This window comes from Clostridium drakei (assembly GCF_000633595.2).
GTDB classification, from domain to species: domain Bacteria; phylum Bacillota; class Clostridia; order Clostridiales; family Clostridiaceae; genus Clostridium_AM; species Clostridium_AM drakei.
On the sequence record NZ_JIBU02000012.1, the window covers coordinates 18,518 to 44,804 of the forward strand.

General features: G+C 30.0%; 23 protein-coding genes and 2 other annotated features. Of the genes, 19 read left to right on the forward strand and 4 right to left on the reverse strand.

Translation table 11 applies throughout. The annotated features are described in order from the left end of the window. Positions 1-16: 16 nt before the first annotated feature. From EG57_RS0205810 to EG57_RS0205885, 17 genes are all read left to right on the forward strand, one after another. Positions 17-460: an Lrp/AsnC family transcriptional regulator gene (locus EG57_RS0205810; protein WP_032076330.1), complete on the forward strand. Its 444-nt coding sequence runs from the start codon at positions 17-19 to the stop codon at positions 458-460. Between the two features lie 75 nt (positions 461-535). Next, positions 536-2,167: an aspartate 4-decarboxylase gene (aspD, locus tag EG57_RS0205815; RefSeq protein WP_032076331.1), complete on the forward strand. Its 1,632-nt coding sequence runs from the start codon at positions 536-538 to the stop codon at positions 2,165-2,167. Positions 2,168-2,360: 193 nt separating this feature from the next. Then, positions 2,361-2,560, forward strand: a binding site (T-box leader). Positions 2,561-2,608: 48 nt separating this feature from the next. After that, positions 2,609-2,807 (forward strand) — a binding site (T-box leader). A 122-nt stretch (positions 2,808-2,929) separates the two neighbouring features. Continuing rightward, a complete protein-coding gene (locus EG57_RS0205820; protein WP_029161968.1) occupies positions 2,930-3,136 on the forward strand; it encodes a hypothetical protein in 207 nt (68 codons plus the stop codon). A 37-nt stretch (positions 3,137-3,173) separates the two neighbouring features. Further along, on the forward strand, positions 3,174-3,326 hold the full coding sequence (locus tag EG57_RS26700; RefSeq protein ID WP_007059937.1) for a hypothetical protein: 153 nt from the start codon (positions 3,174-3,176) through the stop codon (positions 3,324-3,326). 73 nt (positions 3,327-3,399) lie between these two features. Next, on the forward strand, positions 3,400-4,392 hold the full coding sequence (gene ilvC, locus EG57_RS0205825; RefSeq protein WP_032076332.1) for a ketol-acid reductoisomerase: 993 nt from the start codon (positions 3,400-3,402) through the stop codon (positions 4,390-4,392). Between the two features lie 29 nt (positions 4,393-4,421). Then, positions 4,422-5,966 carry a 2-isopropylmalate synthase gene (locus tag EG57_RS0205830; RefSeq protein WP_032076333.1) on the forward strand — a complete coding sequence of 515 codons (1,545 nt, stop codon included), beginning with the start codon at positions 4,422-4,424 and terminating at the stop codon, positions 5,964-5,966. A 180-nt stretch (positions 5,967-6,146) separates the two neighbouring features. Beyond that, positions 6,147-7,412, forward strand: a complete 1,266-nt coding sequence (gene leuC, locus EG57_RS0205835; protein WP_032076334.1) for a 3-isopropylmalate dehydratase large subunit — start codon at positions 6,147-6,149, stop codon at positions 7,410-7,412. Beyond that, positions 7,412-7,903, forward strand: a complete 492-nt coding sequence (gene leuD, locus EG57_RS0205840) for a 3-isopropylmalate dehydratase small subunit (RefSeq protein WP_032076335.1) — start codon at positions 7,412-7,414, stop codon at positions 7,901-7,903. The genes leuC and leuD overlap by 1 nt, the downstream gene beginning before the upstream one ends. Next, on the forward strand, positions 7,903-8,970 hold the full coding sequence (leuB, locus tag EG57_RS0205845; RefSeq protein ID WP_032076336.1) for a 3-isopropylmalate dehydrogenase: 1,068 nt from the start codon (positions 7,903-7,905) through the stop codon (positions 8,968-8,970). Before leuD ends, leuB begins: the two co-directional genes overlap by 1 nt. A gap of 101 nt (positions 8,971-9,071) precedes the next feature. Next, positions 9,072-10,679 carry a biosynthetic-type acetolactate synthase large subunit gene (gene ilvB / locus EG57_RS0205850; protein ID WP_032076337.1) on the forward strand — a complete coding sequence of 536 codons (1,608 nt, stop codon included), beginning with the start codon at positions 9,072-9,074 and terminating at the stop codon, positions 10,677-10,679. Positions 10,680-10,693: 14 nt separating this feature from the next. Next, the gene (gene ilvN / locus EG57_RS0205855) at positions 10,694-11,212 is read left to right on the forward strand and encodes an acetolactate synthase small subunit (protein WP_032076338.1); all 519 of its coding nucleotides are present in this window, start codon (positions 10,694-10,696) and stop codon (positions 11,210-11,212) included. A 192-nt stretch (positions 11,213-11,404) separates the two neighbouring features. Next, a complete protein-coding gene (locus tag EG57_RS0205860) occupies positions 11,405-13,447 on the forward strand; it encodes a glycosyltransferase family 39 protein (RefSeq protein WP_032076339.1) in 2,043 nt (680 codons plus the stop codon). A gap of 237 nt (positions 13,448-13,684) precedes the next feature. Continuing rightward, entirely contained in the window at positions 13,685-16,354 is a 2,670-nt protein-coding gene (locus EG57_RS0205865) for a DEAD/DEAH box helicase (RefSeq protein ID WP_242859816.1), read from the forward strand. Next, positions 16,355-17,071 carry an SWIM zinc finger family protein gene (locus EG57_RS0205870; protein ID WP_032076340.1) on the forward strand — a complete coding sequence of 239 codons (717 nt, stop codon included), beginning with the start codon at positions 16,355-16,357 and terminating at the stop codon, positions 17,069-17,071. It abuts the gene before it with no gap. A gap of 316 nt (positions 17,072-17,387) precedes the next feature. Then, positions 17,388-17,762, forward strand: coding sequence for a BlaI/MecI/CopY family transcriptional regulator (locus EG57_RS0205875; protein ID WP_032076341.1), 375 nt, complete (start codon positions 17,388-17,390; stop codon positions 17,760-17,762). A 16-nt stretch (positions 17,763-17,778) separates the two neighbouring features. Next, positions 17,779-19,611 (forward strand): M56 family metallopeptidase, encoded by a 1,833-nt coding sequence (locus EG57_RS0205880; RefSeq protein WP_032076342.1) that lies wholly within the window; start codon positions 17,779-17,781, stop codon positions 19,609-19,611. Positions 19,612-19,728: 117 nt separating this feature from the next. Beyond that, on the forward strand, positions 19,729-21,039 hold the full coding sequence (locus EG57_RS0205885) for a VanW family protein (RefSeq protein WP_032076343.1): 1,311 nt from the start codon (positions 19,729-19,731) through the stop codon (positions 21,037-21,039). Between the two features lie 106 nt (positions 21,040-21,145). Here EG57_RS0205885 and EG57_RS0205890 read toward each other — a convergent pair whose 3' ends face one another. Then, positions 21,146-21,724, reverse strand: coding sequence for a DJ-1/PfpI family protein (locus EG57_RS0205890; protein ID WP_032076344.1), 579 nt, complete (start codon positions 21,722-21,724; stop codon positions 21,146-21,148). A gap of 176 nt (positions 21,725-21,900) precedes the next feature. Here EG57_RS0205890 and EG57_RS0205895 point away from each other — a divergent pair, with 176 nt between their 5' ends. Then, complete coding sequence (locus tag EG57_RS0205895; protein ID WP_032076345.1) at positions 21,901-22,791, forward strand: LysR family transcriptional regulator; 891 nt, start codon at positions 21,901-21,903, stop codon at positions 22,789-22,791. A gap of 4 nt (positions 22,792-22,795) precedes the next feature. Here EG57_RS0205895 and EG57_RS0205900 read toward each other — a convergent pair whose 3' ends face one another. From EG57_RS0205900 to EG57_RS0205910, 3 genes are read right to left on the reverse strand one after another with little or no spacing between them, the layout of a single operon-like run. Then, positions 22,796-23,728, reverse strand: coding sequence for a GNAT family N-acetyltransferase (locus EG57_RS0205900; protein ID WP_032076563.1), 933 nt, complete (start codon positions 23,726-23,728; stop codon positions 22,796-22,798). A 17-nt stretch (positions 23,729-23,745) separates the two neighbouring features. Continuing rightward, positions 23,746-24,033: a YciI family protein gene (locus EG57_RS0205905; protein WP_032076346.1), complete on the reverse strand. Its 288-nt coding sequence runs from the start codon at positions 24,031-24,033 to the stop codon at positions 23,746-23,748. Positions 24,034-24,061: 28 nt separating this feature from the next. Then, positions 24,062-24,601, reverse strand: a complete 540-nt coding sequence (locus EG57_RS0205910; protein ID WP_032076347.1) for a nitroreductase family protein — start codon at positions 24,599-24,601, stop codon at positions 24,062-24,064. 182 nt (positions 24,602-24,783) lie between these two features. Between EG57_RS0205910 and EG57_RS0205915 the strand changes: the two genes are divergently transcribed. Then, positions 24,784-26,160, forward strand: a complete 1,377-nt coding sequence (locus EG57_RS0205915) for an aminotransferase-like domain-containing protein (RefSeq protein ID WP_032076348.1) — start codon at positions 24,784-24,786, stop codon at positions 26,158-26,160. Positions 26,161-26,287: the final 127 nt, after the last annotated feature.

Genomic DNA, 26,287 nt, shown 5'->3' on the forward strand with positions numbered 1-26,287 from the left:
TTTAGGAGGTGTGTTTATGGATATTACTGACTATAAAATAATTGAAATACTTCTTGAAGACGGAAGAATATCTATGAAGGAGCTGGCACAAAAGGTATCCTTAAGTGCACCAGCAGTAGCAGAAAGAATGAAAAGGCTTGAAGATGCAAATATTATATCTGGTTACAAGGCTATTATAAACTATGAGAAATTGGGAAAAAATATTAATGTACTTATAAATTTAGATATGAAAGTGCAAAATACTAAAAAGTTTATGGAATTTATAAGTACTGAAGATTCAATAGTAGAATGTCATCACGTTACTGGACCTTATTGCAAAATTCTTCGAGCAAGGTTAGGAAGTATTGAAGATTTGGAAAGATTAATTGAGAAAATACAGAGATTTGGAAATACAGAGACATTTATAATGCTTTCTTCGGTGGTGAAAGATAAAGTTGAAATTGATTTGGAAGATGATTAAGTATAGGAATAGAGGATATTAAAACTATATAGTAAAATTTTTTAAATAAAAGATGAATTAATCAGGAGGAAAATTATGAATAATTATAATCTTCAACGTGAAGAAATAGAGAGAGTTTATGGAAAAATTAGCCCTTTTGAACTTAAAGACAGATTAATAAGTTTAGCTGAAGAATGCAAAGAAAGTAGTGCACATTCACTATTAGATGCAGGTAGAGGAAATCCAAATTGGATTGCAGCAACACCAAGAGAAGCCTTCTTTACATTTGGCCAGTTTGCTGTGGAAGAAAGTAGAAGGGTATGGAGTGAGAATGATTTGGGCGGCATGCCACAAAAATCAGGAATTGCAGCTAGATTTTTAGAATTTTTAAATAAAAATGAAAATGCACCAGGAGTTCAGCTTTTAAGAAAAATGATTAACTATGGTGTAACAGTAAAAGGTTTTGATGCTGACGAGTGGATATATGAGTTAACAGATGGTATTATTGGAGACAACTATCCACAGCCAGATAGAATGCTTAAGCATGTAGAAGGTATAGTTCATGATTATTTAATTCAAGAACTATGTTATAACGAGCCTTTGGAAAGAAAATTTGATTTATTTGCAGTAGAAGGAGCTACTGCAGGAATGTGCTATATTTTTGACAGTTTAATTGCAAATAATATATTATCAAAGGGAGATAAAATAGCACTTATGGCTCCAATTTTTACTCCTTATTTAGAAATTCCACATTTACCAAGATATAATTTTGAAGTAGTTGAGCTTTTAGCTGAAGAAGTAGGTGACAATGGAACACATACAGGTCAATATTCTCATTCAGAACTTGAAAAACTTTGTGATCCAAGTATAAAAGCTTTATTTATAGTTAATCCAAGTAATCCTCTTTCTGTAGCAATGAAGCCTGAAATAGTAAAGGATTTGAAGAAAATTGTGGAAAATCATAATCCTGATCTTATGATTATTTCAGATGATGTATATGGTACTTTTGTGGATGATTTTCATTCATTAATGGCAGATTTGCCTTACAATACCCTTGGTGTATACTCATTTTCAAAATATTTTGGAGTAACAGGTTGGAGACTTGGAACTATTGCGTTATATGAAAATAATGTATTTGATAAGTTGCTTAGAGAACTTGATGAAGATAAAAAGGAGAGAGCAAGAATACGTTATTCTGGAATTTCAACTAATCCTGAAACAATTCCTTTTATTGATAGAATTGTGGCAGACAGTAGACAGGTAGCACTTAACCATACTGCAGGATTATCTACTCCTCAGCAGGTGCAAATGGCATTTTTCTCATTGTTTGCTTTAGTAGATAAGGAAAATAGATATAAAAAATTAACTAAAGATATTTGCCATCGTCGTCAGAAACTGTTGTTTAAAGGCTTAGGTTTAAAACTTACAAATGATCCATTTGATGCTGCGTATTATACTCAATTTGATTTATTAGAATGGGCTAAATATAATTATAGTGAAGAATTTGCTAATTATTTAAAAAATAATTATAGACCAATAGATGTTCTATTAAAACTTGCAGAAGAATCTTCAATTGTACTTTTAAGTGGCAGTGGCTTCCACGGACCTGAATGGTCTATAAGAATATCTCTTGCAAATTTAAGTGATGAATGTTATTCAAAAATTGGAGAAGTTATTCGCAAAATATTAGAAAATTATGCAGAGAATTGGAAACAAATAAAGGCTTAAAAATGAAATAAAGCATTCAATAAAATGAAAAAAAATAATATTCCGAAAATATATTTTTGTATTGACAATAAAAAATATGAATGTTAGAATGAAAAAAATTAAGAAAACAAAATAGTTTGAAAAATAAATTTTTAAAAAATATTAAAAAATGTATTGACAGAAATTAAAATCTAAGGTATACTCATATACAACATTAAAAACTGTGATAGGGATCAAGTAAATATGGTTAATATTTTAAAGAGAGTGAACATTTTGGTGGAAGTTCATAAATGTTACATATTGAAACTCACCCTGGAGTTGCAGGCTGAAATAGCAGTAAGCTGTGCCGGTGGAAGCCGTTATATAATTGAGTAATAAATTTGGGTGGTAACGCGACAGATCTTCGCCCCATAGCGGAGGTCTGTTTTTTTTATACAAATTATTTGGACTATATAAAATAATATAAAAGCTTAGATAGGGATCAAGTAAATATGACTAGTGTTTTACAGAGAGTGGAAGTAGGTGAAAATCCACAAATGCTGCATATTGAAACTCACCCTGGAGCTGCAGGCTGAAATAATAGTAAGCTGTGCCGGTTATGCCGTTATAAAATCAAGTGAAAAATTTGGGTGGTACCGCGAACAGACTTCTCGCCCCATGGTGGATGGCTGTTTTTTTTATACCTAAAATTAATTAGATATAAATTTCCAACTTATCATTGGAAACTTATTATATATCCTTTGTAAAATAATGTAAAATATGTAATTGAAAGGAGGAAAAATAATGTCAAAATTTCAAGGCAAATCACAATCAGTAAATTTTAAGGGGGTTAATTCAATGGTATCAGAATGGAATAGAAATAGTTCAGTAAATGATTCAGAAGTTTTAGTTTCTCAAAATAATAGTGCATACTATGAATACTTAAGAGAAATGAAAAATGGAGACTTCAATGACACTTGTGATTATGCAGCATCTTTTATGACATTTTAAAAGTTAAAATAATTATATTAAAAAGGAGGTTAAATCAATGTCTGAAGAATGGAATAAAAATAGTTCAGTAGATAATACAGAAGTTTTAGTTTCTCAAAATGGTGGGGCATATTATGAATATTTGAGAGACATGAAAAATGGAGATTTCAATGATACTTGTGATTATTCAACATCTTTTATGACATTTTAAAAGTTAAGAAAAATTGTATTAACAAAAGTATATTAAATAAAAAAACTCATGAATAAATTAGGGGGAAACGGAAATGGCAAAAATGTATTACGATAAGGACGCAAATTTAGAATTATTAGCAGGAAAAAAGGTAGCAATTATAGGTTACGGAAGTCAGGGACACGCTCATGCGCTTAATTTAAAAGACAGTGGAGTGGATGTTTGTGTAGGATTATATAAAGGCAGCAAATCTTGGGGCATTGCAGAAGAAGCAGGACTTAAAGTAATGGAAGCTTCAGAAGCAGCAAAAATAGCTGATTTTATAATGATATTAATACCTGATGAAAAACAAGCAGCACTTTACAAAGAAAGTATAGCACCAAATCTTACAGAAGGAAAAACTTTAATGTTTGCTCATGGTTTTAACATCCATTATGGACAAATAAAACCACCTGCTGATGTGGATGTATTGATGGTTGCTCCAAAGGGGCCGGGACATACTGTAAGAAGTCAGTATAAAGAAGGAAAAGGAGTACCTTGCTTAATTGCAATGCACCAGGATTATAGTGGAAAGGCAAAGGAATATGCTTTAGCTTACGCAAAGGGAATTGGTGGTTCTAGAGCAGGAGTTCTGGAAACTACATTCCAAGAAGAAACAGAAACAGATCTTTTCGGAGAACAAGCAGTACTATGTGGTGGAGTTTGCGAACTTATAAAAGCTGGATTCCAAACTTTAGTAGAAGCTGGTTATCAACCTGAAAGCGCATATTTTGAATGTTGTCATGAACTTAAATTGATTGTAGATCTTATAAATCAAGGTGGATTAGGATATATGAGATATTCAATAAGTGATACAGCTGAATATGGAGATTATGTAAGTGGAAAGAGAGTCATTACAGAAGAAAGTAAAGAAGGAATGAAGGGAATTTTGAAGGATATTCAAGATGGAGTTTTTGCTAGAAACTGGCTTCTTGAAAATCAAATAAATCGTCCAAATTTTAATGCTGTTAGAAGACAAGAAAAAGAACAGCAAATAGAAACTGTTGGTGAAGAACTTAGAAAAATGATGACTTGGAATAAAAAGTAGTAAATTTAGCACTATAGGGAGGTCTTTTTATGGATAAGAAAATATATATATTTGATACAACTTTGAGGGATGGGGAACAAACACCAGGAGTTAGTTTAAATCTTCAAGAGAAGTTAGAGATAGCAAAGCAGCTTGAAAAATTAGGTGTAGATGTCATTGAAGCAGGGTTCCCCCTTGCTTCAAAAGGAGATTTTGAAGCAGTTAAAGCAATTGCTAAGAATGTAAAGGGACCTGTTATTGTAGGCCTAGCTAGAACATCAAAGAAAGATATAGATCGTGCTTGGGAAGCTCTTAAATATGCTGAAAAACCTAGAATACACACATTTATAGCTACTTCAGATCTTCATATGGAGCATAAATTAAAAATGAAACCAGATGAAGTATTAAATACAGCTGTAGAAATGGTTAAGTATGCCAAAGCATTGTGCCCAAGTGTAGAATTTTCACCAGAGGATGGAACAAGAACAAGACCTGAATTTTTATACAAGGTATTAGAAGCTGTAATAGATGCTGGAGCCGATATACTTAATATACCTGATACTGTAGGATATTCAACACCAAATGAATATGGTGCATTTATTAAAGGAATTAAAGAAAATGTTCCTAATATTGAAAAAGCAATTATAAGTGTTCACTGTCATAATGATTTAGGTTTAGCTGTGGCAAATTCTTTGGCAGCTATTGAAAATGGAGCAACACAGATAGAATGTGCAGTAAATGGCTTAGGAGAAAGAGCTGGTAATGCAGCACTAGAAGAAATTGTGATGGCTATCAAAACACGATCAGATAATTTTAATTGTTATACGGATATAGTTACAGAACAAATAAATAAAACTAGTAATTTAGTAAGTCATATGACAGGTGTAGAAGTTCAACATAACAAGGCTATTGTGGGAGCTAATGCTTTTGCTCATGAATCAGGTATACATCAACATGGAGTATTAAATTGCAGGGAAACTTATGAAATAATGACTCCAGAATCCGTAGGCTTAAAGAAAAACTCTATAGTGCTTGGTAAACATTCAGGAAGACATGCTTTTGAAGAAAGATTGAAAGAATTGGGATATGCTAATTTAAGTAGTGATAAAATAAATGAAGCTTTTATAAAGTTTAAGGATTTAGCAGATAAGAAAAAATCTGTTTCAGATGAGGATATTGAAGCTTTAGTTATACAGGAAGCTTTTCAAATTCCAGAACTATTTAAGCTTGAGTATTTTCAAATTTCAAGTGGAAACAGTACTTTAGCTACATCTACAGTGAAGCTTGGTTTTGAAGATAAAAAGCTTGAAGAAGCTTCATTAGGTGATGGACCAGTGGATGCAACCTTTAAAGCTATTGAAAAAGCTATTGGAATTGATGTGATATTAAAGAATTATTTCTTAAAGGCCATTGGTAGTGGAAAGGATGCATTAGGAGAAGTGACTTTGAAGATTGAAAAAGATAATAGAATCTATTCTGGTAAAGGAATTAGCACAGATGTTATTGAATCCAGTGCAAAGGCTTTTATAAATGCTATTAATAAAATGCATTACGAAATGAATTATGATGCCAATGAAGTTAAGCAAGTACAATAAAAATGAACATATTTATATGAAAACTATAAATCATTTAGGATAACTTTCATTAACTATAATTTGTTAATAAAAATGGATTTTTACACCTATAAATAGGTTAAAGAATACAATAAAATAAGTTTTGTAATATTATTTAAAATACAAATGTTAACTTAAACACATAGATAGGGGGCAAATAATATGGCGATGACTATGACACAGAAAATTTTAGCTACTCATGCAGGACTTGAAAGTGTAAAACCTGGACAATTGATAAAGGTAAAATTGGATTTGGTATTAGGTAATGATATAACCACTCCTGTGGCTATTAAGGAATTTGACAAAATAGGAGTAAAAAAGGTGTTTGACAAGAAAAAAATAGCTATTGTTCCAGATCATTTTACACCTAATAAGGATATAAAATCTGCTGAGCAGTGTAAGTGTACAAGGGAATTTGCGTGTAAAATGGAAATTGAAAATTATTTTGAAGTTGGACAAATGGGAATAGAACATGCACTTATTCCTGAAAAAGGATTAGCTATTTGTGGAGATGTAATAATTGGTGCAGATTCTCATACTTGTACTTATGGTGCTTTAGGCGCATTTTCTACAGGTATTGGAAGTACTGATATGGGAGCAGGTATGGCTACAGGAGAAGCTTGGTTCAAGGTTCCAGAAGCTATAAAGTTTGTATTAAAGGGAAAGATGGCACTTTGGGTAAGTGGAAAAGATGTTATTCTTCATATTATAGGAATGATAGGAGTAGATGGTGCCCTTTATAAATCTATGGAGTTTACAGGAGAAGGTTTAAAAAATTTATCTATGGATGATCGTTTTACTATGGCTAACATGGCTATTGAAGCAGGTGCTAAAAATGGAATTTTTGAAGTAGATGATAAAACAATAGAATATGTAAAAGAACATTCAAATAGAGAATATACTGTTTACACTGCAGATGAAGATGCAGAGTACAGCAGAGTTATAGAAATAGATTTATCATCTATAAGACCTACAGTTGCATTCCCACATTTACCTGAAAATACAAGAACTATTGATGAAGTCGGAGAGGTTTTTATAGATCAAGTAGTTATAGGCTCCTGTACTAATGGAAGAATAGAAGATTTAAGAGCAGCAGCTAAGGTCTTTAAAGGAAACAAAGTTAATAAGAAAGTAAGAGCAATTATATTCCCTGCAACTCAGAAGATTTATCTTGAAGCTTTAAGAGAAGGACTTTTAGAAATATTTATAGAAGCTGGAGCAGTGGTTAGTACGCCTACTTGTGGACCTTGCCTTGGAGGGCATATGGGGATTTTAGCCAAAGGAGAAAGAGCTATTGCAACTACTAATAGAAATTTTGTAGGAAGAATGGGACATCCAGAAAGTGAAGTATATTTAGCAAGTCCAGCGGTAGCAGCAGCCTCAGCAATTACAGGGAAAATTTCATCTCCAGAGGAGGTAGCAAAATAATGATTAAGGGTAAAGCAATTAAATATGGAAATAATGTGGATACAGATGTTATTATACCAGCAAGATATTTAAGCACAAGTGATCCAAAAGAACTAGCAGCTCACTGTATGGAAGATTTAGATAAGGATTTTAGAAACAAAATATCAAATGGAGCTATTATGATAGCAGGAAAGAATTTTGGATGTGGCTCTTCAAGAGAACATGCACCTATTGCCATTAAAGCATCAGGTATAGGATGTATTATAGCAGAAACTTTTGCAAGAATATTTTTTAGAAATTCAATAAACATAGGACTTCCTATAATGGAATGTACTGAAGCAGCAAAAGATATTGAAGAAAATGATGAAGTAACTATAGATGTTTCTACAGGAATAATAAATAATATTACTAAGAATAAGACTTATACTGCAGTTCCTTTTCCAGAATTTATGCAGAAGATTATAGATGCAGATGGACTTATAAATTATATTAAGCAAGAGGTGAATGAATAATGAAAATAGCAGTAATGCCAGGAGACGGAATAGGTAAAGAGATAATTAAACAAGGAATAAAGGTAATAAAGGCAATTTCAAATAAATCTAAATGTGATTTTGAAATTAAAGAAGTGTTAATAGGTGGAGCTGCTATAGATGAAACAGGATCTCCACTGCCAGATGAAACCATAGAAATTTGTAAAAATAGTGATGCAGTGCTATTAGGCGCTGTAGGTGGACCTAAATGGGATAAACTTCCAGCAAGTTTAAGACCTGAAGCAGGTCTTTTGGGTATAAGAAAGTCTTTAGGAGTGTTTGCTAATTTAAGACCAGCTATTTTATTTCCTCAGCTTAAATCTGCTTCAAATTTAAAAGAAGAAGTATTAGGCAATGGTTTAAATATTATGATTGTTAGAGAACTAATCGGTGGTGCTTATTTTGGAGAAAAAAAGAGAGTAGATATAAAAGAAGGACAAAGAGCTTCAGACACTATTGTTTATTCTACTCCTGAAATAGAGAGAATTGTAAAAATGGCCTTTCAGGTTGCAAGAAAAAGAAACAAAAAGCTTACATTAATAGATAAAGCAAATGTACTTGAAAGTTCAAGGCTTTGGAGAGAAGTTACAAACAAGATATCAGAACAGAATAAAGATGTAGAGTTAAATTACATGTATGTTGACAATGCAGCTATGCAGCTTATTCGTGATCCTAAGCAGTTTGATACTATTGTCACTGAAAATATGTTTGGGGACATTTTAAGTGATGAGGCATCTATGCTTACTGGTTCTTTAGGAATGCTTCCTTCTGCAAGTTTGGGAGAAGGGAAAGTTGGTATGTATGAACCTATTCATGGATCAGCTCCAGATATTGCAGGATATGATAAAGCTAATCCTATTGGAACTATTATGAGTATTGCAATGATGTTTAGATACAGCTTTAATATGGAAGAAGCAGCAAGAGATGTAGAAAATGCAGTTTCAAGGGTTTTAGATAAAGAATATCGTACATCAGATATTATGGAACAAGGGAAGATATCAGTGGGAACAGAAAAAATGGGAGATCTTATAACACAAGAAATTCAATAGAGCGGGTAGATAATGGGATAAATGAAAAGGGGGCTTTTCATAATATATAATTTGGGGAATTCCTATTATACCTTAAATATATAAAATAAGGGGGCAAACTAATGAAAGCTGCAGAAGCTATTATTCAATGTTTAATAAAAGAAAATATAAAAACTGTATTTGGATATCCAGGTGCTACAGTAGTAGCTTTATATGAAGCTTTAAGAGAATCTGAAATTGAACATATATTAGTTAGACACGAACAAGCGGCAGGTCATAGTGCCAGTGGATTTGCAAGGGCTACAGGAACTATAGGGGTTTGCATTGTAACTTCTGGTCCTGGTGCTACTAATGTTATAACTTCAGTTGCTACAGCTTATATGGATTCTATACCAATGGTTATTATTACGGGGCAAGTTAAATCCAATTTAATTGGAAAAGATGTTTTTCAGGAAGCCGACATTACTGGGGCAGTGGAATCTTTCACAAAACATAATTATTTAGTAAAAAATGCTGAGGATATTCCACGTATTATAAAGGAAGCTTTTTATATAGCAGGAACGGGAAGACCAGGGCCTGTATTAATTGATATACCATCAGATATTCAAGAACAGGATATAGATTTTGAATATCCAGAAGAAGTGAACATTAGAGGTTACAAACCTACAGTTATTGGGCATAAGGGTCAAATAAAAAGAGCTTTAGATAAGATTAAAAGTAGTAAAAAACCTCTCATCTGTACTGGGGGCGGTATTGGATGTGCTAAAGCAGAAAAAGAATTAATGGAATTTGTTAAAAAATCTAAGATTCCAATTGTACATACTTTAATGGGGAAGGATTGTGTTCAGGGAGATAATACTTATTATGTAGGACTTATTGGATCTCATGGATTTGGTTATGCAAATAAGGCAGTATCTCAGGCTGATGTCTTAATACTTATTGGTACTAGAATTGCAGATAGAGCCACAGCAGGATCTAAATATTTTGGCAAAGATGCTGAAATTATTCACATTGACATTGATCCAGCAGAGATAGGGAAAAATTTAGGAACTAACATCCCTGTGGTTGGAGATTGTAAAAATATATTGGTGGAATTAATCAAAGGGATAGAACCTTTAAAAACAGAAGAGTGGATTGATGAAATAAAAAACTGGCAAAAAGAAGTGAAAATACAATATTGGGAAGATAAGGTTGATCCTAAATGCTGCTTAAAGATTTTATCAGAAACTATAGAAGATGATGCTATTATTACAGCAGATGTAGGTCAAAATCAAATTTGGTGTGCCAGAAACTTTAGTGTAAAAGGTGAAAGAAGGTTTTTAACTTCTGGAGGGCTTGGGACTATGGGGTATTCTCTTCCAGCAGCAGTAGGTGCAAAAATGGCTCAGCCTGATAGAAGAGTAGTTGCTGTTATGGGAGATGGATCATTCCAAATGAGTTTATTTGAGCTTGGTACTGCGGCTCAAAATAATGTAAATTTAATAATAATATTGTTTAACAATTCGGGGCTTGGAATGGTTAGAGAAATACAAAATAGAATTTATGAAGGAAATTATGGAGTTACATTAAATTCTAATCCAGACTTTATAAAAATAGCTGAAGCTTATGGTTTTTCAGGAAAAAAAGTTAATTCTAATGAAGCCTTTGAAAAAGCTCTTAAAGAGGCTATGGAATCTACTAAAACTTTCATTATAGAATGTGAAGTTGATCCACGAGAAAGTACTTTTTAAAGGGGGCGATTATTATAAAGAAGTATGTATTATCAGTACTTGTAGAAAATCATTCAGGAGTTTTAAGCAAAATTTCAGGGTTATTCAGTAGAAGAGGCTATAATATTCACAGTTTAACTGTAGGAGTTACAGAAGATCCTGAAATATCACGTATGACTATAGTTATTATAGGCGATGAATATATGCTAGAACAGATTAACAAGCAATTAAATAAACTTGTGGAAGTTATAAAAGTAGTAGAATTAGACACAAATAAATCTGTTTACAGAGAACTTGCATTAGTAAAAGTAACGGCTGATATGAATACTAAATCTTCTATTACGGAAACAGTTAATATATTTAGGGCTAATATTGTAGATTTGAATAATAAAAGTATGACTATTGAAATAACTGGAGATGAAGAGAAAATATCAGCTTTTATTAATCTTATGAAACCTTATGGTATTAAAGAAACTGTGAGAACAGGTGTAACTGCTCTTGAAAGAGGATTTAAGTCCATAGATATAGAAGGGATTGAGAGTAAATTTGCATAAAAGCAAATTTACTCTCAATCCTTTTAATTTTTGAAAAAACTGTTAACAAAATTGTAACTAATCTGATATTAAACTGACACAAAAAAATGCAAAAATGTGTACATACCTATAAGATAAAGATAATTAATTTGTTTTTTATAGACTTAAGAAAAGTATGTAGTACAAATAGTTTAATTGAGGAGGTAATGAATTTTGAATAAAAAATTTAAAATTACTAAGGAAAACTTAGCTATATCGATTATATTAATTTTTTCAGCAGTATTGAATTTGGCTAATATAGGTATAGAAGGTTATGCTAATACTTATTATGCTGCTGGTGTAAAAAGCATGATGATGAATTTAAAAAATTTTTTCTTTGTATCTTTTGATCCATCTGGTTTTGTAACTATAGACAAACCACCTTTAGGTTTTTGGATACAGACCATATTTGCAAAAATATTTGGATTTAGTGGATGGAGCATAATTTTACCTCAGGCACTTGCTGGAGTAATTTCAGTTTGGCTTATGTATTATTTAGTTAAAAGAACTTTTGGGAGTATACCAGCATTGATTGCAGCACTATGTTTGACAGTAACACCTATATTTGTAGCTGCAAGTAGAAATAATACTATAGACAACTTATTAGTTTTAGCTTTATTAGCTGCTTGTTTAGCTATTTCAAAAGCAGCTGAAGAAGGTAAATTTGGCTATCTGATTTTGAGTTTAGTATTTGTAGGTATAGGTTTTAATATTAAAATGGTAGAAGCTTACATGGTAGCACCAGCTCTATATATAACATATCTTCTTTCATCTAAATTATCTTTAAAGAAGAGAATACAGCATCTTATTTTAGGTAGTATAGTACTTTTGGCAGTATCATTTTCATGGGCCTTGGCAGTGGACTTAACACCTACAGTAAATAGACCTTTTGTAGGCAGCAGTACTAATAATTCAGTTATGGAACTTATAATTGGACATAATGGTTTAGAGAGAATTGGACTAGGAAAAAGTTTAAAAATAGGAGTTTTTGATAATTCAAAGAATAAAAATACAGCAGATAAAACATCCAGTGAATCAAAGAAATTACCAGAAAATTTTTCAAGAATGGAAGATAATAATAAACCTAATGATAATTCTAACTTGAAAAATAAAAAAATGCCAACAAATAATATGAATTTTGGTGGTATGGGAAATGGTTCAAAAGCTGGTATTGCGAGATTGTTTTCATATAATAATATATCCGATCAAATATCCTGGTTATTACCATTTGCTTTGATAGGTTTTTTGGCAGCAGCTATAAAAGAAAATTTAAAAGTACCTTTTGATAATAAAACAAAATTATCATTAATATTGTGGATAACATGGTTAATCCCTGAGTTTATATATTTTAGTTTCACAAAAGGATCTTTCCACACGTACTATTTAACTACCATGGCACCATCAATTGCTGCTTTAACTGGAATTGGACTTTGGTCTATGTGGGAATTGTATAAAGAGCACAGTAAAGCAGCATGTATTTTACCAATTTCACTTATAATAAACGGTTTTGTTCAAATAAAATTATTAAGTTATAATTATAAAGTAACAAGCTATAAGACAATAATTATAGTAGTAGGAGTTTTATGTATTTTAAGTTCATTAATTTTAGCAGTACTTCAAATAATTAAAAATAGGAATTTGATATTGAATAAAGTATTAGTTGCTATAGCTTTTATAGGTATTTTAGTAGCACCAACAGTTTGGTCCTTTACACCAATGTTCTACAAGATGAATGGAAGCAGTCCTTCAGCAGGATTAGAACTTTCACGTAATAAGCAGGTTGGAAACTTTAGTTCAAATACTAATTCAAAGCTGATAGAATTCTTAGAAAATAATAAAAGCAATGAAAAGTATTTGGTGGCAGTACCTAGTGCTATGAATTATGCTTCAGATATAATACTGAAAACTGGAGAACCTGTAATGACAATAGGTGGATTTAGTGGATCAGATAAAATAATTACTTTGGATCAATTTAAAAAATCAGTTAAAAATGGAGAAATAAGATATGTTATTGTAAATGGAACTATTGGTAGAATTGGTGCATCAAAGAATGGTTCCAATAGTGATATAATGAATTGGGTTAAAGAAAATGGAGAACTTGTTCCAAATACTCAATGGCAAAATAATGTTTCTTCAAAAAATCAAAAAAGTAATGGTAAATCCAATATGAATGGACAAAGAAACTCAATTGAATTATATGATTTGAGTAAAAAATAGAAAAAAAGGATAAAAGAATGTTATTTATCACATTCTTTTATCCTTTTCTAACTTATCCATTAAGTTAATTTCAAATGGTAAATAATATTTGAGAGTAAATAAATACAAACTTGTAATATTTCCCTTATTTAATAGCAAAGACAGAATGTTTTGTTGCAAATTATGTTATAATAAATAATAAAAAATTACAAATTAAAAAAATAATGCTTGAAGACTTATTTTGCTAGGAGGGTATTTTTGAAAAAAATTTTTAAAGAAAATAAAGAGTTAATAGTTATTTTTACAGAGACAGGATTTACAGTGGACTATGAAATATCTGATAAGAAAAAGTTATCTGAAGATAATCAAAAAAATCAAGAATATTGGTATGGAAAATTTATAGAAGATAAATATAAGGCACTATGGAACCTTGGATTTAGTAAGAAAGATGATTGGATGTCACAAACAATAAGTTTTTTATATTTTATAGCCAGTAAATTAACAACGAAACTTTCGAGACAGTCAGATATAGAGTTTACAAGGGAAGATGTAGAGCTGAATTTAGAAATTGAAGAATTTGAGCAAATCAAGAATAGAGTACCTTTTGCAATAGGTATGGAAATTGTAAATGAGAAATGGATTTCTAATACATGGAAAAAAATTTCTGATGTATATAAAAGAGAAATATCTAACTATAAAGGAACTGTTAAGGATTTTCTAGTAGAAAGAAATACCAATATTAATGTAGTTGGAAGAGTATTTTTTCACTTAGTTGAAAATAAAGAAGAAGATTATCCATTTGCATTTTTGGCTACATATTCCACAGAAAATAAAGATGCAGGTTTACATAAGGCAAAACACATGCCATTAAAAAATGCTCTTTTAGAATATAAAGATGATGAGGGAAAGCTTCTTCAATTAATGTCGACTATAAGTAAAGCATCAGATAAAAGTAATTTTATATCAGAGCTTATGGAAAGTGGAGAATTATTTTCACCATTAAAGTTAAAAAAAGATGAAGCCTATACTATTTTGAAGGAGATACCCATTTATGAAGAATCAGGAATAATGTGCAGAATTCCAAATTGGTGGAGAAAGAAGAGCAATTCTTTAAGACTTTCAGTATCTATTGGAGAAAAAGAACCTTCAAAGGTTGGAATGGATGCATTATTATCTTTTGAACCAGAAATATTCTTTGGAGAAGAAAAAATTTCTAAAGAAGAATTAAAGAAGCTTCTTTTGGAATCAGAAGGGTTAGCTTTAATTAAAGGAAAATGGGTAGAAATTGATAGGAATAAGTTAAAGGAGGTAATGGACGCATATGAAAAAGCTAATCGTTTATCTAAAAATGATGGATTAACAATAGCAGAAGCAATGCGTATGGAGTTAAATGCAGGAGAAAAATTGGGGATCAATGAATCTGTTGTGGATTTAGAAGTGTCAAATGGAGCTTGGCTTAAAAAAGTAAGGGAAACTATGGGTAATCCACAAATTATAAAAGAAAGCAAACCTATTGGAAGCTTTAGGGCTAATTTAAGACCATATCAACAAACAGGTTTTTCATGGCTTTCTTATATGCAAAAGCTTGGTTTTGGAGCCTGTCTTGCAGATGATATGGGATTAGGTAAAACTGTTCAAATTATTGCTTTTCTTGAAAAGATTAGAACAGAGCAAGGGGGAAAAGCACTTCTTGTAATTCCAGCTTCATTAATTGGAAACTGGAGGAAAGAAATAGAAAAATTTGCGCCTAAAATGACAATATCTATACTTCATGGAAAAGAAGCTGTTATAAATATAGAAGAAAAAGAAAGTACATTTTTATATATTACTACATATGGCATGGCAGTTCGCCTGGAAAGTATAAAAGATATTCGTTGGGATATATTAATTCTTGATGAAGCACAGGCAATTAAAAATCCAGGAACAAAGCAGACTAAAGTAATTAAACAAATTAAAGCCAAAACTAAGATAGCTATGACTGGTACACCTATTGAAAATAAACTTTCAGATCTTTGGTCTTTATTTGATTTTTTAGATGCAGGACTTCTTGGAAATGCCAAGGAATTTACAAATTTCACAAAGAGAATAAGAGAAAACAATAGTGATTATGCAAAACTTAGAAATATAGTAAGTCCATTTATATTAAGAAGATTAAAGACAGATAAAAGCGTTATATCAGACCTTCCAGAGAAGATTGAAATAAAAGAGTATGCTTCTTTAAGTAAGAAACAGATTGTTTTATATAATAAACTGGTAAAAGAACTTGAAACTAAATTAGAAAGTTCAGATGGAATAGAAAGAAAAGGTCTTGTTCTTGGAAATATAATTAAATTCAAACAAATATGTAATCATCCAGATCAATATCTTGGACTTGAAGAATATAAATGTGATTATAGTGGAAAATTTCAACAGCTTAAAAATATTTGTGAAAATATATATGAAAAAAGAGAAAGGGTTCTTGTTTTTACACAGTTTAAAGAAATGACAGAGCCTATATCTGAGTTTTTAGAAAAGATATTTAATAGAAAAGGACTAGTCCTTCATGGAGGAACCTCTGTTAAAAAAAGAAGTGAAATGGTTGATATTTTTAATGGTGAAGAATATATTCCATATATGGTACTTTCGCTTAAAGCAGGTGGTGTTGGATTAAATCTTACAGCTGCAAATCATGTCATTCACTTTGATAGATGGTGGAATCCAGCAGTTGAGAATCAAGCAACAGATAGAGTCTTCCGTATAGGCCAGACCAAAAATGTAATGGTACATAAATTTGTTACAACAGGAACAATTGAAGAAAAAATAGATTTAATGATAGAAGAAAAACAGAAATTAGCTGGAGACATAATAGCTTCATCAGGCGAAAATTGGATTACAGAACTTGATAATAAGGAACTTATGGAATTGTTTAAGTTAGGTGGTGAAAAGTAAATGGGGTACTATGGATTTTATGAGTATGTTTCAGTTGCTGAAAAAAAGGAAAAATCTAAAAAAAGTCTTGAAAAACTTAAAAAGAAAAATCCTGATATTTCACCAATTATTATTGAAGGAAGAACTATTGCAAGTAAATGGTGGGGTAAAGCTTGGAATAAAAATTTAGAAAGCTATGCTGATTTTAGTAATAGAATAGGAAGAGGCAGATCTTATGTAAAAAATGGAGCAGTATTAGATTTGAAAATTAAAGAGGGAAAGGTAGAAGCATTAGTTCAAGGCAGCAGTTCTAAGCCGTATAATGTTGTAATTTCAATTGATAAACTAGACAAAACTAAGTGGAAAATGGTTACAGAAATTTGCAACCATAAAATTGATACTATGGAAACACTTCTTGTAGGAAAATTTCCTAAGGAATTTGATGAAATGTTCAGTGCTTCAAAAAATGGACTGTTTCCAAGTCCAAAAGAAATTCATTTTCAGTGCAGTTGTCCTGATTCAGCAAGAATGTGTAAGCATATAGCAGCAGTATTATATGGAGTTGGTGCAAGGTTAGATGAAGACCCAATTTTATTTTTTAAACTTCGTGATATTGATTTTCAAGAATTGCTCAAAAAATCAATGGAAGAAAAAATGCAAAGTATGCTTAAGAATGCAAATAAGAAGAGTAAGCGTATTATTGATGATAGGGATGTTTTTGATTTGTTTGGAGTATAATTAGGAAATTTAATCAATGATTTGAAATGTTACTTACTTATCAGTATGGGGCTGTCGCATTAAGAATAAATACTACAATATGTTGTGCTAATTTTAAATTTGCAAATCAACATATTGTATCTAAATTACTTAGTGCGATAGCCCCTACTTTTTGTTAATAAAACTATCATTAACCCTAGTGGATAAAAAGGACTAAGTTTTGAGCGATAGAAACAAAAATAATTTAATAGAATATATTGACAAATAGAGACTACAAGTGTAGTATGAAATTATAAAATAAAGACTACGTTTGTAGTACGTAAAGGAGGGAAAAACGTTGAAGAAAATGCCTAAAATATCAGATTCAGAATGGGAGGTGATGAAGGTTTTATGGAAGAAGTCTCCAATTACCTCCAGTGAAATAATTGAAACTTTAAAAGAGTATATTTCATGGAGTCCTAAGACTATTCATACTCTTATTAGCAGATTGGTAAATAAAGATGCCATTGAAGTAAAAAAAACTGAACCTTTCTATTTATATTCTCCTAAGATATCTGAAGATGAATGTAAGAGAGTGGAAACGAAGTCTTTTATTAAAAAAGTTTATGATGGTTCAATACACTTATTGATTTCTAATTTCTTAAAGGATGAAAAATTGTCAGGAGAAGAGATAGAAGAATTAAAAAAAATATTAGATGGAAAAAATAAATAGAAGGAGGTGATTTTATATGGAACTTTCTTCTATATTTAAAATGGTGGTTTTATCATCAGCTACAGCTAGCGTAATTGCAATTGTAATTTTAATTGTAAAAAAATTATTTAAAACAAAACTTAATGTTACATGGCAGTATTACATCTGGTTTTTACTTATTATAAGATTGATTGTACCTAGTGGATTTGAAACTCCACTAAGTAAACTTAATATGGTTAAAGTAACTGAAAGAGTTGAAATATCTCAAAGCTTATCAAAAAATAATAATAATCAGGAATCTAATACTCAAAATAGCAACAAAGTTTCAAAAGTTAAAGTGGAAGCCAAAAGTGATTTAAAAAAAACAAAGGATAAAGATTTTAAATACTACTTTAATATAGCAAGTATGCTATGGATCATAGGAGTTGGTTTATCATCAGCTGTCATATTTTTAATAAATGTATTACTTTTTATAAAGGTAAATAGACAACCTATTTGTAAAGACCCAAATACAATGAAAGTATTTGAAAAATGTAAATCTATTATGAAAATTTCTAAATTTATACCAATTATTTATGATAGATATGCAGGTACACCAGCACTTTTTGGATTAATTAAACCTAAAGTTTTAATTAGCCCAGATTTAATAAATAAACTTTCTTTTGAAGAAAAAAAATTTATTTTTCTACATGAACTTTCACATTTTAAAAGAAAAGATGTATTTACAAGTTGGATAATGATATTTTGTGGTGTAGTTAATTGGTTTAACCCTATAATATGGTTTTCTTTTCATAAAATGTGGGAAGATTGTGAGTTAGCTTGTGATGCTTATGTACTATCTCATTTAGAAAATGAAGAACAAAAACAATATGGAAAAACAATTATAAGTTTAGCAAGCTTTGTTTCTCGTAATAAATGGATTCCTGGAACTACAGGAATAATAAATAGTGAGTCAAATATAAAGAGGAGGATAATTATGATAAAAAATTTTAAAAGAACATCATATAAATGGACAGCAATACCAATTTTCATTTTGGTAGCTTTGGGTATAATTGGCTTAACCAATTCACCTACTAAGGCTACCACATTGAAAAGTGAAGGGAATTTATTGCAAACTAAAGAAAGTAAAGAGAATTATGTTAATATAGTTAAAAAATTTTTGCCTAAAAATTCAAATATAGTAACTACAGAAACTACAAAAGAAGCTGATAATGTTTTTATAAAGGATTTGGATAATGATGGTAAAGATGAGATTGTAAGTGCCTACAAATTAGCTGGAGAAGGTGAGAAAATAAATATACTAGTTCTGAAAAAAGTTGGAGTAAATTGGACCAAGGCTTTAGATGAATCTGGAGAAGGTTTCAAACTAGATTCAATCTTGACGGAAGACATAGATGGAGATGGACAAAATGAGATATTTTTAAACAGAAGAATTGGGGGAACTGTAGCACAACTTTCAGTATATAGATGGAATAACAATCTATTAAATAAAATTTCAAATGAAGATATATATTATTCTAAGTTAGATATACTAAGTATTCCAGGAAAAAAGTTAAAAGCAATAGCTATATGGATGCATGATACTGGAGAAGCTTATAGGATAGATGTTTTAAAATGGGATGGAAAAACTTTTGTTCCAGCGCAAGAGCTTTATGATAATTATTTCAAACAATCAGTTGTACCTTACTATGAACAAAAGGTAAAAGAAATGCCTAAAGCAGGATTTTATTGGTACTATTTAGCAGATGCCCAAATAAAGGCCAAGGATAAAAAAGCTGCACTACAATCAATAGAGAAAGGATTAAGTTTAGATAAAGGATATCCTTCAACAAAAGAATTCAATAAACTTAAAGAAAAAGTTGTCCAATAGTAGTATAATAAATGTAGATTAATGAAATTAATATAATTTGATGGGATTTTACCGATAATTTACAGTAAAATTCCATCTAAATTGATTTTTAATTTGTAGGAGGATTTACAGTAATAAATGGTAGAAAGTATAGACAATAAGGAAAAAAGGACTAAAAAGCCAAAATTAAAGGTAAATAAAAAGAAAATGGCAAGATCTTTGTGTATACTTGCTATATTAATTTGTATTATACGTATATCATGGATACATTTTTGGGTTAATAAGTATGATAAACTTATATATCCAGGGGTTAAAGTAGAAGGCATAAAGTTAAGTGGAAAGACTAATGAAGAAGCTGTAGCTGCATTAAAACGTAACTATGTAAATGAAATATTTAAAAAAAATATAGTGATTAAAATTGAAGATAAAGTATATACAATAAACTATTCAAAGTTAAACATAAATTACAATATAGAGGATACTGTAAAAGATGCCTTTAAGTATGGAAAAGACAAGGGTAATACTAATGATAAATATAAGATTATAAGAAGTGCTAAGGAAAAGCAGTTTAGTTTAAAATATAGTTATGATAAAAATGAAATTGAAGATACTGTATCTAAAATTCAACAACAATTTGATAAAAAACCAGTAGATGCCAAGATAACTAAGAATAAAAATGATGAATTTAAAATTACACCAGAAAAAGATGGACAAGAACTCGACAAAGATAAACTCATTAAGGATATTGATGCAGGAATCAGCAACAAGGCTATTAAGGATGTAGTAGTTAATGCTTCACTTAAAAAAGTAGAACCTTCTGCAAAAAAATCAGATTTACAAAAAATTGATACTAAAATATCTAGCTTTAATACTAATTTTACTACTTCTTCAGATAGCAGGATTAATAATATTAATGTAGCTGCAAAAGCGTTAGATGGTATTACTATAATGCCAAAGAGTAAGTTTAGTTTTAATAATATAGTGGGAGAAAGAACAGAAAAAAAAGGATATAAAGCTGCAACAATCATTGTAGGTGATAAATTAGAGTCAGGTCTAGGTGGAGGAGTGTGCCAAGTATCAAGTACCCTTCATAATGCGGTGGTAAGAGCTGGCATAACACCAATAGAAAGAGATCACCATAATATACCTGTTAGTTATGTAGGCCTTGGAATGGATGCAACTGTGGATTATGGTAATATAGATTATAAGTTTAAAAACACACTAGATTATCCCATATATATAGAGTGTGTAGTGAAGGACAAGGATATAACATTTAATATTTTTTCTAATTCTGAATTAACTAAAAAAACCTATGATCTTATAAATAATATTAAAACCATAAGCAAGGGTGGAAAAACAATATGTACAGCGAAAGCTTATAAAGTCACTTACATAGATGGAAAAGAGGTTTCCAAACAGGAAATAAATAGTGATGATTATGTAAAATAAAATTCTATAATAATGAAATAGGGACTTTAAAAGAATTTTTTGTGGAAATTTTATCTTTTAAAAGTCCCTTGTTATATATCTATTATTAAAGCTTGATAATTATTTATTAAAATCCCATTAACCTTTTTACATTAGTACAATTTTCCTTAGAAGTAAGTAATTCTAAAAGCTTAAAGGCTACATTAAAAGCAGTGGAAGGGTTATAGGAAGTTATTATGTTTTTATCTATAACAATTGGCTTATCAGGAATGACATTTACTCCAAATTCAGATAATTGCTTTTGTCTTTTACCTAAATTATAGGTTGTGGCATTTCTACCATTTAAAACTCCACTTTTTCCAATAGGTAGTGCAGCAACACAAATGGAAGCTATTATTTTACCTGCTTTGTCAAATTCTCTTATTAAATTTAGAAAATCTTCACTAAAAGCATCTTCATAAAAGCCAGCTTCTTCAAATCCACCTGGAATAGCAAGAGCATCAAACTCTTCTACATTTACTTCACTTAATAGTATTTCAGGAATCACTGTGAAATTCCAGGTGCATTTTAATATTTCTCTCATTCCTGCAGTTACCAAAGTTGCAGTGCCATCACCTTCAAGTTTATTCCATCCAAGCACATCCGTAAAAACGCTAGCTTCTACTGCTTCAAATCCGTTGGCTAAAAGTAATAATATTTTTTTCATAATACAACATCTCCTTAATAACTTACTATATTATGTGAAGATCATGATCTAACATGCTTAGAGTATAACATTGAAATTCATCATCAGTAAAATTGAAATAATTGAAGTAAATAATCTAAATATATGATACTATAGTGTTGTAAAGTTATACTATATATGATAAGGAATGAGGATAGATGGAAATAAGACAATTACAAACATTTTTAACTATTGCTGAATTAGGTGGATTTACAAAGGCTGCTGAATATTTGGGATATGCTCAATCCACTATAACAGCTCATATTCAAATGTTGGAAAATGAATTGGGTATAGTAGTATTTGATCGTCTTGGAAAGAAAATTGTTTTAACTGATGCGGGTAAAAGATTGATACCCAAAGTAAGACAAATGTTAGAAATTTATAAAGATATTAAAAATATGTCAAAAAATAATAATTATATATCTGGGGATTTGGTTATAGGAGCAGGGGAATCCTTATCCATATATAGATTAGGGGAAATTTTAAAGGAATATAGGAGAACTTTTCCTAAAGTAAATATTATTTTAAAAAATTCAATTTGCAGTGATTTAAGGAAAAGGCTGCACAATGGTGAGCTAGATATTATTTTTACTATTGAACAGCAGATTTCAGATGAGTATTTAGTTATTAGAAATTTAAAAGATGAGAAGATGATGTTTATTTCAGCACCAGAGGTAGATTTGAATTTTTTATATTCCAATGCTAAAAACAATAGGGCAAAAGAGCCTATTATATTCAGTGAAAAGGGATGCAGTTTTAGGATATTTTTTGAGAATTATTTAAGGCAAAACAAAATTAAATATGCAAACCCATTAGAATTTTCAAGTATAGAAGCTACAAAGAAGTGTGTCATGAATGGTCTTGGAATATCATTTTTGCCATTTTATGCTGTTGAAAGTGAAATTGAGAATGGAAACCTTAAAGGATTTGAATTCCCGAGGTCCTATAATGATTTCCATACTCAACTTGCTTATCATAAAGATAAAAAAATATCCCAACCAATGAGTAAACTAATAGAAATTACATTGAAGCACTGTTGCAATTGGTAATTTTTTATCCAGCCCATCTACACAGAATTATTCCATTGAAATCACTAATGTAGTTTTCATTTCCCATAATTAAAATAACTCTAGGCTGCTCTATTTTAAATTTATGGGTATGAAGCAAATGAGCACAAATATCATAGTTGTAAGTTGTACAATCTATTGATATACTTTTGTAATTTATGCTTTTGGCATATTTGATACAGTGATATAATAGGGAATCTAAAGCATCTTTATAGTTAACATCAGAACTTATGCAAAGAAGGGTTATCTCTAAACAATCAGTGATATATTCTCTTATACTTTTATGATGGCATAAAGCAAAACCTTTAATTTGATCATTTTGCTTTAATACAAAAGCAGTTCCAAAATTATTATATTTTATTAAGTAAAGCTGGGAAGATAAATCCAAACCATTGGATATTTTATTGGAAAGAGCTTTTATATCTTCTTTTAACTTTAAATAAGTTTCTTCATTAGAAACGTCTATGTTTGTTATTTCATGTTTAGGGCAGTAAGAAGGGTTAGAACTATCATTAAGTTGTTTTTTCATGTTCAAAGAAAGCTTAAGAGGTTTAAATCCCATATTCATATATAATCCTACATTATAACTGGATTCTGGCATGGTGTAAAGGCCAATGTTTTCAACTTTTGCATCTTCTTTTAAAAATTTTATTGTATAATTAAGCAGTTCTTTACCAATACCCTGTCCGCCATATAAAGGATCAACTCCAAAGCTGCCAAACCATCCAAAGTTACCCCAGGTGTGTATGAAGTTATAGCCTACAACTTTGTCATTAAGCTCATATACAATGCTAGCATTATTACTTTTTTCTATATAAGCTTTAATTCCTTCAGCTCTTCTTGGAGCACTGGCTTTGAAACATATTTTATCTATTCTTTGTATTTCAGGAATATGATCAAAATTCATCTTTTTTATCATAGAATATACTCCTTTTATTAATTTATAAAACATTTAAATCTTTCATCATATTTAGTAGGTAAAAATTCAATTACTTCATAATGAGCAATTTTTTGTGAGTAAAAAGCGTCTTCTTTAATAATTTCATTTACTTCAGTGAGACTTTCAGCATTACATAGTATAACACCACCTGTTCGTGGATTTTGTCTTCCAGAACATATAAATTTTTTTAGAGAATAATATTTTTCTAAATAATTTATGTGAGAATTTAATGCTTTTTCAACTTCTTCAATAGGTTTTATATATTTTAAAAGTAAAATGTACATAAATTTAGTACCTCCCTTGATGTTGATTTTACCAATTTTCATAATGCACTATTTCTTCAAGTTTTTTTCTTGGGCGGGGTTTTGGTTCTTCGTCTGCATATCCAACAGTAAGAATACTAATTACATATTTATCAGAAGGTATATTTAGTATTGGTCTAATGTCCTCTTGAGTAAACCAAGCTACCCAGCAAGTACCTAAATTCAAATTGCTAGCTTGAAGTGCAATGTGTTCTATGGCAATAGAAGTATCCCTAATTATTTGTTTAACTTCTTCTTCAGTGCTATTTTCATCTAAATGCATATGTGTGCTTTCTTTTATTCTACAATTTATATCTGCAACGCATACAATAAAAACAGGAGCAGACATCATCCATTTTTGGTTATGGGACGCTTCAGCTAATTTTTTTCTCATAGATTCAGATTTTACTACAATGAAATGCCAAGGTTGAGTGTTACTGCCAGAAGGTGCAAGTCTTGCACTTTCAAGTAATTCAATAATTTTTTCATTTTCGACAGGTTTATCTAGATATTTTCTTATGCTTCTGCGAATTTTTATTTCATTAATCATTGTTACACCTCTCTATTTAAGAAATTTAATAGTTTTTATAAAATTATAGTTGGGTTTTATTCTCTACAAATACTCATATCATTTTCATAATGTGGTACAATTAAAGTGTAAAATATAATTAAATATAATACAATAGGAAAAAATGAATATTGTACTAGTACAATATGTAGAGGAATGTATAGATGATTAAATATAATGAAATTGTAAATTACATAATAAATGAAGTTGAAAATAAGAATTTTAAATACAAACAAAAGCTTCCTACAGTGAGAATATTATCCCAAAAATTTAATTGCAGTAAAGCAACAGTAGTTAGAGCTTATGATGAACTGGAAAAAGAACACATAGTATATTCAATACCACAAAGTGGATATTATTTAGTCGAAAATAATGATGAATTAGATAAAAATTTGCATACTGACATAATAAACTTTTCTTCAGCAGCTCCAGATAAAGGAATATTGCCTTATGAGGAATTTCAACATTGTTTAAACAAAGCAATAGATATGTATAAGCAAACTCTTTTTGATTACTCAGATTCCAAAGGTCTTCCCAATTTAATAAGTGTGCTTAAAGAGGAATTTCAAGAATATCAAGTATTTTCTAATGAAGAAAACATTTTTATAACTTCTGGTTCTCAACAAGCAATAAATATTTTATTTAACATGCCTTTTCCTAATGGAAAAAATAATGTACTTGTAGAACAACCTACCTATAATGGTGCATTAAAATCATTAGAATTTAGCAATGATCGTGTTATTGGTATTCAGAGGAATTTTAAAGGTATAAATTTAGATGAACTTGAAAGAAGGTTTGCAAATTGTAATATAAAATGCTTTTATACTATACCAAGATTTCATAATCCATTAGGAACAAGCTATTCTGCTGAAGAAAAAAAGCAAATTTTGAAGTTGGCAGAAAAATATGATGTATACATAATAGAAGATGATTACCTTGCTGATTTGGAAATTAAGAGCAATTCTTATCCTATGTACTATAATGATATTTCCTCAAGAGTAATATATTTAAAAAGTTTTTCGAAAATATTACTACCAGGACTTAGAATTGCAGCAGTGGTGCTGCCTAAAATTTTAACAAATGTGTTTAAAGAATATAAGAAGTGGGCAGATTTAAGTACTTCAGTATTATCTCAAGGAGCCTTGGAAATTTATATAAAAAGTGGTATGTTTAAAGCACATGTTAAAAAAATTAGAAAAACTTATTTTGAAAGAATGAATTTATTAAAAAGAGAATTAACACAGGCAAATATGCATTATTTAAAATGTCATGTTCCTGATACTGGTTTTTTTGCTTGTATTGAATTAATAGAGAAGGTAAATGTGAGTAATATTATTAAAGAGCTTAGATACAGTAATAATATATATTTAGAAGATGTAGAAAAAAATTATTTAAAGGACTATTTCAATGATAACATTCTAAAAATAAGTATAGCAAGAGCTAATATAGAAAATATAAAATGTGGAATTCCGATTATTTTAGATAAAATATCTAAAATAAAAGAAGAAAAAAGTTTTTATAACGATGTTTTTAATATTTAAAATTTAATTTGAGATAAAGTGTAAATTTGCTGTAAATCTTGTTGGATTTATATATAAGAATAAGGGTGTCACCAATGATAGTGAATGGATAAATTTTTTGCAGCATAGTCTGCAGTATAAGTGAGTA